The organism is Mycobacterium sp. 852013-50091_SCH5140682, from assembly GCF_001665685.1.
Lineage (GTDB): Bacteria > Actinomycetota > Actinomycetes > Mycobacteriales > Mycobacteriaceae > Mycobacterium.
Map to the genome: position 1 here is coordinate 1 of NZ_LZTB01000078.1, position 11025 is coordinate 11025.

Sequence of the window (11025 nt, forward strand, 5' to 3'; positions counted from 1 at the left end):
GAGTTCCTCGAGTTGGCGGCCATCCGCACCAAGGCGGTCCGGCAGGGCGATCCGCTGGACACCGAGACCATGATCGGTGCGCAGGCCTCCAACGACCAGCTGGAGAAGATCCTGTCCTACATCGAGATCGGCAAATCCGAAGGCGCCAAACTGATCACCGGTGGTGACCGCGCGCAGCTGGGCGGCGATCTCAACGGGGGCTACTACGTCGCCCCGACAGTGTTCGCGGGCAACAACAAGATGCGGATCTTCCAGGAGGAGATCTTCGGACCGGTCGTCGCGGTGACCTCGTTCGCGGATTATGACGACGCGATCAGCATTGCCAACGACACGCTGTACGGACTGGGTGCGGGCGTGTGGAGCCGCAACGGCAACACCGCCTACCGCGCCGGCCGCGACATCAAGGCCGGCCGGGTGTGGACCAACTGCTACCACCAGTACCCCGCCCACGCCGCGTTCGGCGGCTACAAGCAGTCCGGTATCGGCCGCGAGAACCACAAGATGATGCTGGACCACTACCAGCAGACCAAGAACCTGCTGGTGTCCTACAGCAACAAGGCCCAGGGATTCTTCTAAAGAGGCACCGCGAGCCCGACAACTGAATACCCCGCACCGCGAATGTGACGGTGTTACGAGAAACCGCCCGTGACTCGTGACACCGGAGCATTCGCGGTGCCCTCGTGGGTTTACGGAAAGTCTTGAAATACAAGGGGATACGGGTTTCAAACTCACCCTGGACATCTGAGCCGGGTCAAGTGATACTAGTTAAAGGTCGATTTACGGACCTTTAACTTCGGTGGGCGGGACGCCCCGGAAGAAATGTCGCGCTGAGCGCTGACGTGCCAGCTCATCGAAAAGCTTTGCATATTAAGGAGTTCGAAGTGTCTGCTGTTGAGGAACACCTCGAAAGCGCAGATTATCTGCAGAAGCGCCAGCTCAAATCCGGAAGCGCGGGTTGGCTGCTGCTGGCCGGCCTCGGTGTCAGCTACGTCGTGTCCGGCGACTACTCGGGCTGGAACTTCGGCCTCGGGCAGGGCGGGTTCGGCGGCCTGGCGATCGCCGCGGTGATCATCGCAGGCATGTACCTGGCGCTGGTGCTCGGAATGGCCGAACTGTCCTCGGCGCTGCCGGCGGCAGGGGGCGGCTACACCTTCGCCCGCCGAGCCCTCGGCCCGTGGGGCGGATTCGCCACCGGCACTGCGATTCTCATCGAGTATTCGATCGCGCCGGCGGCCATCGCCACCTTCATCGGCGCCTACGTCCAATCGCTGGGCTTGTTCGGTATCACCAACGGCTGGTGGGTCTACCTGGCGGCGTACGCGTTGTTCATCGGGATCCACCTGTCCGGTGTCGGTGAGGCGCTGAAGGTGATGTTCGTGATCACGGCCATCGCCCTGGTGGGTCTGGTGATCTTCGCGGTCGCCGCCGTCGGCCATTTCGACGTCGCCAACCTGACCAACATCGCGGCCGACCACAGCGCTGCGGGAGCGTCGAGCTGGCTGCCGCACGGCTACCTCGGTATCTGGGCCGCGATTCCGTTCGCCATCTGGTTCTTCCTTGCCGTCGAGGGAGTTCCGCTGGCTGCCGAGGAAACCGCCAACCCTGAGCGCAACGTCCCACGCGGGATCATCGCGGCCATCGGCGTACTTCTCGTGAGCTGCGCGGTGGTGCTCGTGCTGACCACCGGGGCCGGCGGTGCCGAGCAGATGTCGGACTCGGGCAACCCGCTCGTCGAAGCGCTCGGTGACACCACCGCGGCCCGGCTGGTCAACTACATCGGTCTGGCCGGCCTCATCGCGAGCTTCTTCTCGATCATCTACGCCTACTCGCGTCAGCTGTTCGCTTTGTCGCGGGCCGGGTACCTGCCCACCAGGCTGTCGGTGACCAACTCCCGCAAGGCGCCGACGCTGGCGCTGATCGTCCCCGGAGTCATCGGATTCCTGTTGTCGCTGACCGGCAAGGGCGATCTGCTTCTGAACATGGCCGTCTTCGGCGCCGCGTTGAGCTACGTGTTGATGATGGTCAGCCATATCGTGCTGCGGGTACGTGAACCCAACATGCCGCGGCCGTACCGCACTCCCGGCGGCGCCATCACCACCAGCGTCGCGCTCGTCATCGCCGTGCTGGCCGTCATCGCGACCTTCCTGGTCAATCCGGTGGCAGCCGGCCTATGTCTGGCCGTGTTCGCCGCATTCATGGTGTACTTCGCCGTGTACAGCCGCCACCGCCTGGTGGCCAACTCGCCCGATGAGGAGTTCGCGATGCTGGCAGAAGCGGAGAGCGAACTGAAATGAAGTACCAGCAACAGGTTTCGGGAGTCAACTACACCTTTGACGGGCTCGTCGAGGTGATGGCCAAGGCCACCCCGCTGCGGTCGGGTGACCAGTTGGCCGGATGCGCAGCCGAACATGACGGGGAGCGTGCGGCCGCGGCCTGGGTGCTCGCGGACCTGCCGCTGGACACGTTCCTCACCGAGGAGGTCGTTCCGTACGACACCGACGAGGTCACCCGGCTGATCATGGACACCCATGACCGCCAAGCCTTTTCGGCCGTGTCGCACCTCACCGTCGGCGGCTTCCGGGACTGGCTGCTGGAAACGACTGCGCACGACGACAGCGCGGAGCGCATCAGAGCGATCTCGGCCGGCCTGACCCCGGAGATGGTGGCCGCGGTCAGCAAGATCATGCGCAACCAGGATCTGATCGCGGTGTCGGCCGCCATGCGTGTCAGCGCGGCGTTCCGCACCACCATCGGCGGCCCCGGCACCCTGGCGACGCGGTTGCAGCCGAACCATCCGACCGACGATCCGCGCGGCATCGCCGCGGCCGTGCTCGACGGGTTGCTGCTGGGCTGCGGTGATGCCGTGATCGGCATCAACCCGGCCACCGATTCGCCGCAGGCCACCTCCGATCTGCTGCATCTGCTCGATTCGATCCGCACCCGCTACGACATCCCGGCCCAGTCCTGCGTGCTGTCGCACATCACCACCACGATCGGGCTCATCGAAGCCGGCGCGCCGGTGGACCTGGCCTTCCAGTCGATCGCCGGCACCGAGGGCGCCAACACCGCGTTCGGGGTCGACATCGCGCTCCTGCGGGAGGGCAACGAGGCCGCGCGCAGCCTCCACCGAGGCACTGTGGGCGACAACGTCATGTACCTGGAGACCGGGCAGGGTTCGGCGCTCAGTTCCCACGCCCACCTGGGCGTCGGCGGCAAGCCCGTGGACCAGCAGACGCTGGAGACCCGCGCCTACGCGGTGGCCCGTGACCTGCAGCCGTTGCTGGTCAACACCGTCGTCGGGTTCATCGGTCCCGAGTATCTGTACGACGGCAGGCAGATCATCCGGGCCGGCTTGGAGGACCACTTCTGCGGCAAGCTGCTCGGCCTGCCGATGGGCGTGGACGTCTGCTACACCAACCATGCCGAGGCCGACCAGAACGACATGGACACCTTGCTGACGCTGCTGGCCGCGGCGGGCGTGGCGTTCGTGATCACTGTGCCCGGTGCCGATGACGTGATGCTGGGCTACCAGAGCCTGTCGTTCCACGATGTGTTGACCACGCGGCGCACGCTCGGCCTGCGGCCTGCGCCGGAATTCGAGGCCTGGCTGCGCACCGTGGGCATGGTCGACGAAACCGGCAGGCTCACCCCGTTCGACCTGGAACGCTCGGCGCTTCGGTCGCTCACTTCAGCGGAGGCGCTGTGACCACCAATCACGTCGCGGTACAGGAGTTCTGGGACGAACTGCGCAAGACCACCCAGGCCCGCATCGGCCTGGGGCGGGCCGGCAACGGTTTGCCGACCCGGCGGGTGCTCGAGTTGGCGGCCGCGCATGCCGCCGCCCGCGATGCCGTACACGTGCCGCTGGACGTCGACAAGCTCTCCGAAGAGGTGCGCCGGGTCGGCATCGGTGAGCCGACGGCGGTGACCAGCCGCGCCATCTCCCGCGACGAATACCTGCGCAGGCCCGACCTCGGCCGGATGCCCGCCGACACGATGAGCGTGCCTGACAACCCGGCCGACATCGGGTTCATGCTCGCCGACGGGTTGTCGCCGACGGCGCTCAACCACCATGGCGCGGCCCTGCTGGCGGCGCTCGTGGAGCAGCTGAAAGATCGCTACACCCTCGCGCCGCCTGTGATCGCGACCCAGGCCAGGGTCGCCCTCGGCGACCACGTCGGAGCACGGTCGCATGTCCGCACCCTGCTGGTGATCGTGGGGGAGCGCCCAGGGCTGAGCGTGGCCGACAGCCTCGGCATCTATCTGACGCATCTGCCGCAGCCGGGGCGCACCGACGCCGATCGCAACTGCATCTCCAACATCCATCCGCCCGACGGGCTCGGCTACGCCGAGGCGGCCCGGGTGGCGGCCGGTCTGGTGGCCGGGGCGCGCGAGCTCGGCCGCTCGGGCGTCGACCTCAAGGACACCTCGCGCACGGCGACTCTCGGTCCCGGCGGGGCCGCGGAGCTCACCTGATCCCGCAGCTGTGTTGAGCCTGAGCGCCTTTCGGTCGAGCGCTGGGCAAGTCCTGTGGTGTGGCCGCGTAAGTCCTTGTGCTGCAACGTAGCCCGTGAGAACCCTGCCTGGATCGTGCGAGTTCGCTGATTCAGCGATCACACAGCGTAGGGGTAGGCGGTTCCACAGAATCCGGCGTGAGATTGTCCTATGGAGACAAACCACGGATGGGTTCCATCCCGGTCCCGCCGCGTACGGGTTCTCGGCGTTGTGGTCGGCGCCGGTGCCGTTGCGGCGATGGCGGGATTCGCACTCGCACAACCGGATAGCGGTCCGTCAGGGGTCGGTCTTCCGTTGGCCGGATCTGGCGACGCGCCTGGGAACACCACCTACAGCCAGCCCGCCATCGGGCAGATGAAGATCGGCAATACGGCGACGGTGACGACCTCAGCCGCGAGCCCGGCAGGTTAGCGGCGCGGGCGGGTAGGAGGTTGAAGAGATGAACTCACGCGCTCTCGGCGTGGTGGCGATTGCCGTCGCCGCACCGGCGGTGTCGCTCGTATTCAGTGGGCCCGCCCAGGCGTCCTCGCCGAATGTCGTCGGCCAGAAGTACGGCGACGCGAGCACCACGCTCAGCGGCGCCGGTTACACGCCGGTGGTCCGAACCACCGTCGGTGACCGCCTGGCGTGGTCGGACTGCGTCGTGACCAACCAGGTGGACCACACCGAGCAACCGGCGCCGAACTCCAGCGGCTCGGCCGTCAACCAGACGTTGGTGTCGCTCAACTGCGATGCCGCGGTGGCGTCGGCCAAGGCGCCCGGCAACTCGCTGGGCAGCCCCGAGGGCCGCGCCGCGGCTGCGGCGGCCAAGACCTCCACCACGCCCACGCCGGCGGCGCCTGCGGGTTAGGCCCGACTCAGGGCAGTCCGGCCTCTTCGGACGGCAGCGCGGCCGGACCCTTGATGGTCGGTTTTGCCTTGGCGACCAGCGGCTGGGTGACAGGTGCCGTGGTGGTGGTGGTCGCGCCGATTTGCATGGCCGGTGAAGTCACTGTGGGGGGAGGCGGCGGTAGGTGTACGGCCAACGACGTGCCCGATCCGCCCGATGCGACGCCCAGCCAGCCCAATGCCAACACTGCGCCACCACCCACCACGGCGGCGAGTGCTCTGACGCTGATCTTCTTCTCGGCAGCCATGATCTGAACCCCCTGGTTCTAGAGCAGGTGAATTGAGTGCACGCCGGTAATCTGGGAATTCGGGCAGGTCTTTCTTGTGAGTTACCTTCGAGCTTGTTGGGCATTTGCTTTTCGGGCGGCGTCGGTAGCGCGGGCGTCGCGCGAAACCGCGTTTTGACCTGCGCCGACAGCGCACGGTAGGCTGCTCCGTTGGCGTGTGCTGCCCTCACGGGCAAGCGGGTCCCGGGTCAACGTCGGTCGCCGGGAACACCGAGATGCATCCGCCGGACCGACAACCACAACGGGGCAACCCGATACGAGAGAGGTAAGCGCTGTGCCTACATACACGCCGAAGGCGGGTGACACCACGCGGTCGTGGTACGTCATCGACGCCACCGACGTGGTGCTCGGCCGGCTCGCCGTCGAAGCAGCCAAGCTGCTCCGCGGCAAGCATAAGCCGACATTCACGCCCAACGTCGATGGTGGCGATTTCGTCATCGTCATCAACGCCGACAAGATCGCCGTCAGCGGCGACAAGCTCACCAAGAAGTTCGCTTACCGCCACTCGGGTTATCCCGGTGGTCTGCGTAAGCGCACCATCGGCGAGCTGCTGCAGAAGCACCCGACCCGCGTCGTCGAGAACGCGATCGTCGGCATGCTGCCGCACAACAAGCTCGCCCGGCAGATCCAGAAGAAACTGAAGGTCTACGCCGGTCCGGAGCATCCGCACGCCGCGCAGCAGCCGGTTCCGTTCGAGATCAAGCAGGTGGCCCAGTGACCGAAGTGAATGAGACCGAGGCCGTGGCCGACGTTGTGACGGAGGCCGTCGAAGAGGTCGTCGAGCACCGCGAGCCGGTCATCATCGACCGCCCGATCCAGACCGTCGGCCGCCGCAAGGAGGCCGTGGTGCGGGTTCGCCTGGTGCCCGGCACCGGCCAGTTCCACCTGGATGGTCGCAGCCTGGAGGCCTACTTCCCGAACAAGGTGCACCAGCAGCTGATCAAGGCCCCGCTGGTCACCGTCGACCGGCTGGAGACCTTCGACGTCTACGCCCACCTCGATGGTGGCGGCCCGTCCGGCCAGGCCGGCGCGCTGCGTCTGGCCATCGCCCGGGCGCTGATCCTGGTCCAGCCGGAGGACCGGCCCGCGCTGAAGCGGGCGGGCTTCCTGACGCGTGACCCGCGTGCCATCGAGCGCAAGAAGTACGGCCTCAAGAAGGCCCGTAAGGCTCCTCAGTACAGCAAGCGCTGATCTGTTTCGCCGTCAAACCGCCGGGCGTGGAATCTCCACGCTCGGCGGTTTTTCTTATTTATCCCAGTCTGGCGATTTCAGTAATCATCCCACCATCGGGCGTTATTTATCATTGTCCAGTTCATAGAGTTGGGCATTTATATATGCGCGAATCGAGTTAATCCGATAGGCCGCCTAATCGCTTAATGTTTCGGGCATTCGCTTTGACATCGGTTCGGAAAATGGAAAACCCTGGGTGCCGAGCGGGGCGCGAATATGCGTCTGGGCAGGCCGAATCTGCCCGCCGGTACGGGTCAGTCAGCTCGATGGGGGACCGGGTCGCTTCCTGACTGAAAGGACTGGTTGATGAAGAGCACGATGAAGCGTGTGACGGTTGGTACCGCCCTGGGCGGTGCGTTGTTGGCGTCGGTTGGTTTGGGGCTCGCCAATGCCGAGCCTCGCGGCGACGGACAGGTCGACGTGGTTGTCGGCACCTCGGGCACGCTGCACAACGTTCCTGTCGCGACGGCCGCGCAGATCGTCGGGAGTGTGTGCAATCGCGACGTCGGGCAGGTGACCCCTGCGGTCGAGGCCGTCGACGCCAACGGCGGCGATCAGAACGTGTGTAACAGCAGCCTTGGCGCGGTCGACCTGCGACAGAACGATTCCACCAACGCGGAGGGGACCCAGTCCGCCCCGACCACCCCGCCCAGCACGAAGTCGACGACCCCGACGTCGAGCGCGTTGCCCGTGCCGACGGCGACGCACGCCCCGGCGCAGTAGTCAGCTCGGCCCGCGCCGCCCGCATCCGCATTGAGGTGCGGGCGGCGCGCCCGCCGGATCTCGAGGGGATCCCGATTCGGCGGCGGCATGGCTGCGGGGGACCTCAGTTGGCTCTTTATGCCCTTCTTATGAGAAGTTTATGGGTATGGGTCGACTGTTCGGCACCGATGGGGTGCGCGGAGTCGCCAATCGCGATCTGACGGCCGAGCTGGCGCTGGCGCTGGGCTCTGCGGCCGCTCGTAGGTTGGGTTCTGCAGGTGGGGCACGCCGCCGTGTCGCGGTCGTGGGCCGTGACCCGCGGGCGAGCGGCGAGATGCTGGAGGCCGCGGTGATCGCCGGGCTGACCAGTGAAGGATTCGATGCGCTGCGCGTCGGGGTGTTACCGACGCCCGCCGTGGCGTATCTGACCGGGGCATATGACGCCGATTTCGGCGTCATGATCTCGGCATCGCACAACCCGATGCCCGACAACGGCATCAAGATCTTCGGCCCGGGCGGCCACAAACTCGATGACGCCACCGAGGACCGCATCGAGGAACTGGTCAGCTCAGGTCCCGGGATGCGGCCGACCGGTGCCGGCATCGGCCGGGTCCAGGACGCCGAGGATGCACTGGACCGCTACCTGCGCCACGTCAGCAAGGCGGTCACCACCCGGCTCGACGGGCTGACCGTGGTGGTCGACTGCGCGCACGGCGCAGCGTCGGCGGCGGCGCCGTTGGCCTACCGGGCTGCGGGCGCCAATGTCATCGCGATCAACGCCGCACCCAACGGGCTCAACATCAACGACGGCTGCGGATCCACCCACCTCGACGTGCTGCAGGCCGCGGTCCGCGAGCATGGCGCCGACCTGGGCCTCGCGCACGACGGCGACGCCGACCGTTGTCTGGCGGTCGACGCCACAGGCCGGGTGATCGACGGCGACGCCATCATGGTGATCCTCGCGCTGGCCATGCAGGAAGCCAATGAACTGGCGTCCAACACGCTGGTCGCCACCGTGATGAGCAATCTGGGCCTACATCTGGCCATGCGGGCCGCCGGCATCGAGGTCCGCACCACCAGCGTCGGTGACCGCTATGTGCTCGAAGAGTTGCGGGCCGGCGAATTCTCCCTCGGTGGTGAGCAGTCGGGTCACATCGTCATCAACAGCTTCGGTACCACCGGCGACGGCATCGTCACGGGTCTGCGGTTGATGTCGCGGATGGCGCAGACCGGGTCCACCCTGGCCCAATTGGCCCAGCCGATGCGCACGCTGCCACAGGTGTTGATCAACGTCCAGGTCGCCGACAAGGCGACCGTGGCTCAGTCGCCTTCGGTGCAGTTCGCGGTCGCCGAGGCCGAGGCCCAGCTCGGGGATACCGGGCGAATCCTGTTGCGGCCGTCCGGTACCGAGCAGGTGGTCCGGGTGATGGTGGAAGCTGCCGACGAGGACACCGCCCGCCGGCTCGCCGTCCGCGTGGCCGAGTCGGTGAGCGCACAGAACTAAGGGAACCGCTCCGCGGCCCGCTGCGTCTAAACCGGGCATGGGAGAAGTTGACGCCGCCCACGTCGACGTCGGGGCGCTGCTGGATGTGGCACGTCAATACGATATCGCCGCCGATCTCGTCGAGTCGTGTGTCGGCATGCCACTGCGGTTCGACGGCGCCACGGCCGGTCGGGAGCACACCGCTTCGGGTGAAGCGCTGCGGACCGCGCTCGACGAGCGGATCGCACCGCTGCGGCAATGGGCCCGCGCGGCTGGCGAGGTGGCCGCGGTACTGCGCAGCACCACAGACCGTTACGTCGCCGCCGATGCCGGCGCAGCTGCGCGGGTGGGCTGAGCGGTGGTCCAAATCGGTGATGTCGCAGCACGTTTGGACGAGGGGCAGGATGCGGTTGAGACCTTCGCCGAATTCGTCTGGGCGTGCGGACTTTTGGGTTACCGGCATCCGGACCTCACCGCGCACATGGGGCAGGTGCACGACTGGTACGCCGGCGAGGACGGACTCGATCTGAGGGTGCTCGCCGCGGACGGTGCGACACTGGCGGAAGCCGCGGGGTCCGCCGAGCGGGCGCTGCGGCTGCAGGACGATCAGCTCAGCGCACTCGCTCAGGCGTGGCAGGGGCGCGGTGCGCAGGCCGCGCGTGAGTTCCTGCGCCGCCAGGGCGGCGCCACCGAGCAGGCCGTCGTCGCGGTGCGCAGAGCCGCCGACACCGTCGCGCGGTTACGCGATCTGCTGTGGCAGGCCGTTGACAGCAAGGTCGCGGTCACCGAGCGGATCGCGCAGCGTTGCGCGGCCCAGCGTGAAGTCTGGCTGGCCGCGGCCCGCACTGTGCGGACTGGTTTGGGTGATCGTGACGCCGCCAGCGAGCTGATCGACACGCAGGTGAAACCGTTCGTGGACAACGACATCGGGGCACAGTGGGTGTCCGCGATGCGCTCGGCGAGTACCGCGGTGTCCGATGCGTACGCATCCGCGATCACCGCACTCACCGACACCCCGGCCCCGATCTTCGAGATTCCCGGGGATCTCGGACCGTCATGGACACCGCGCCCGTTCACCGCTGCTCCGGCTGATCCGCCCGTCGGCAGCACCGCCACGATTCCCGCCGGGTTCGTGCCCTCCGGCTACGCGGAGCCTCCGCCCTGGGCAGCCCCGGCCAGCGCACCGGTCCTGCAGCCTCAGAGTGCTTCTCCTGCACTACCTCTCGCATCGCCAGCTGCCGATCCAGTCGCCCCGGCTCCCGGTCCCGCGGCGCCCGACCCTGCTGCCGCATGGGGTTCACCGCCCGGCGGTGGACTGCCGGGGGCCGGACTGTCCGGTATGGGGTCGGGGTTGTCCGGCATCGGTCAGCAGCTCGCCGACCTGTTCGGCGGGTTGATCGGATCGACCGCCGACGGTGCCTCGGGGTCTGGGATAGACAGTGCACTGCCGGACGAACTGGACGATCCGGACGCGTCAGATCTGGTCGACGATCAGGACACGGCCGACGATCCTGACGAGGAAGACCCCGACGCCGACGACACAGAGGCTTCCGACGACGCAGAGGCCGACGACACCGAAGCTGAGGTTGACGCAGCTGCCGAGGACGACGCGCTCGCGGAGGACGCCGTGGCTGCGCCGGCCGAACCCGTCGAGACCACCGAACCCGTCGACGCCGCAACCGAACCCGTCGAACCCGTTGCGCCGCAGGCACCGGCGCCCACCGTTGCGCCGCCCGTGGTCCCGGTTCAGCCGGCCGAGCCCGTGGCGGCACCCGCAGGCAAGACGCCCTGCGAGATCGCCGCGGATGAGCTGCCGCAGGTGGGAGGCTAGGCGGCCTGTGGCCAGCGGGCGAGTGTGATCGCGACCTGTAGTTCGGTCGCGCTTTCGTATAGTTCGACGGGCCCGGGTGGCGGGGGTGC

General features: G+C 67.3%; 13 protein-coding genes. 12 read left to right on the forward strand and 1 reads right to left on the reverse strand.

Going from position 1 to position 11025, the window contains the following annotated elements; all coding sequences use genetic code 11:
* The 6 genes from A5784_RS21640 to A5784_RS21665 all read left to right on the forward strand — a co-directional run.
* A partial coding sequence (locus A5784_RS21640) for an aldehyde dehydrogenase family protein (protein ID WP_156750702.1) occupies positions 1-576 on the forward strand: 576 nt, incomplete at its 5' end.
* 305 nt (positions 577-881) lie between these two features.
* Positions 882-2294, forward strand: a complete 1413-nt coding sequence (eat, locus tag A5784_RS21645; RefSeq protein ID WP_064946957.1) for an ethanolamine permease — start codon at positions 882-884, stop codon at positions 2292-2294.
* Positions 2291-3706 (forward strand): ethanolamine ammonia-lyase subunit EutB, encoded by a 1416-nt coding sequence (locus tag A5784_RS21650; RefSeq protein ID WP_064946958.1) that lies wholly within the window; start codon positions 2291-2293, stop codon positions 3704-3706. Before eat ends, A5784_RS21650 begins: the two co-directional genes overlap by 4 nt.
* Positions 3703-4476, forward strand: a complete 774-nt coding sequence (eutC, locus tag A5784_RS21655) for an ethanolamine ammonia-lyase subunit EutC (RefSeq protein ID WP_064946959.1) — start codon at positions 3703-3705, stop codon at positions 4474-4476. The genes A5784_RS21650 and eutC overlap by 4 nt, the downstream gene beginning before the upstream one ends.
* Before the next feature lie 189 nt (positions 4477-4665).
* Positions 4666-4926 (forward strand): hypothetical protein, encoded by a 261-nt coding sequence (locus A5784_RS21660; RefSeq protein WP_064946960.1) that lies wholly within the window; start codon positions 4666-4668, stop codon positions 4924-4926.
* Between the two features lie 28 nt (positions 4927-4954).
* Entirely contained in the window at positions 4955-5365 is a 411-nt protein-coding gene (locus A5784_RS21665) for a hypothetical protein (RefSeq protein WP_064946961.1), read from the forward strand.
* Positions 5366-5372: 7 nt separating this feature from the next.
* On the opposite strand, the gene A5784_RS21670 is transcribed toward A5784_RS21665, so the two are convergent.
* A complete protein-coding gene (locus tag A5784_RS21670; RefSeq protein WP_064946962.1) occupies positions 5373-5651 on the reverse strand; it encodes a hypothetical protein in 279 nt (92 codons plus the stop codon).
* Positions 5652-5964: 313 nt separating this feature from the next.
* Between A5784_RS21670 and rplM the strand changes: the two genes are divergently transcribed.
* From rplM to A5784_RS21700, 6 genes are all read left to right on the forward strand, one after another.
* Positions 5965-6408 (forward strand): 50S ribosomal protein L13, encoded by a 444-nt coding sequence (gene rplM / locus A5784_RS21675; protein ID WP_064946963.1) that lies wholly within the window; start codon positions 5965-5967, stop codon positions 6406-6408.
* Positions 6409-6431: 23 nt separating this feature from the next.
* Positions 6432-6881 (forward strand): 30S ribosomal protein S9, encoded by a 450-nt coding sequence (gene rpsI, locus A5784_RS21680; protein ID WP_232006183.1) that lies wholly within the window; start codon positions 6432-6434, stop codon positions 6879-6881.
* A 345-nt stretch (positions 6882-7226) separates the two neighbouring features.
* On the forward strand, positions 7227-7643 hold the full coding sequence (locus tag A5784_RS21685) for a hypothetical protein (protein ID WP_064946965.1): 417 nt from the start codon (positions 7227-7229) through the stop codon (positions 7641-7643).
* Between the two features lie 145 nt (positions 7644-7788).
* Positions 7789-9126 (forward strand): phosphoglucosamine mutase, encoded by a 1338-nt coding sequence (gene glmM, locus A5784_RS21690; protein ID WP_064946966.1) that lies wholly within the window; start codon positions 7789-7791, stop codon positions 9124-9126.
* A 37-nt stretch (positions 9127-9163) separates the two neighbouring features.
* Complete coding sequence (locus A5784_RS21695) at positions 9164-9460, forward strand: type VII secretion target (RefSeq protein ID WP_064946967.1); 297 nt, start codon at positions 9164-9166, stop codon at positions 9458-9460.
* Between the two features lie 3 nt (positions 9461-9463).
* A complete protein-coding gene (locus tag A5784_RS21700) occupies positions 9464-10936 on the forward strand; it encodes a hypothetical protein (RefSeq protein WP_064946968.1) in 1473 nt (490 codons plus the stop codon).
* Positions 10937-11025 lie beyond the last annotated feature (89 nt).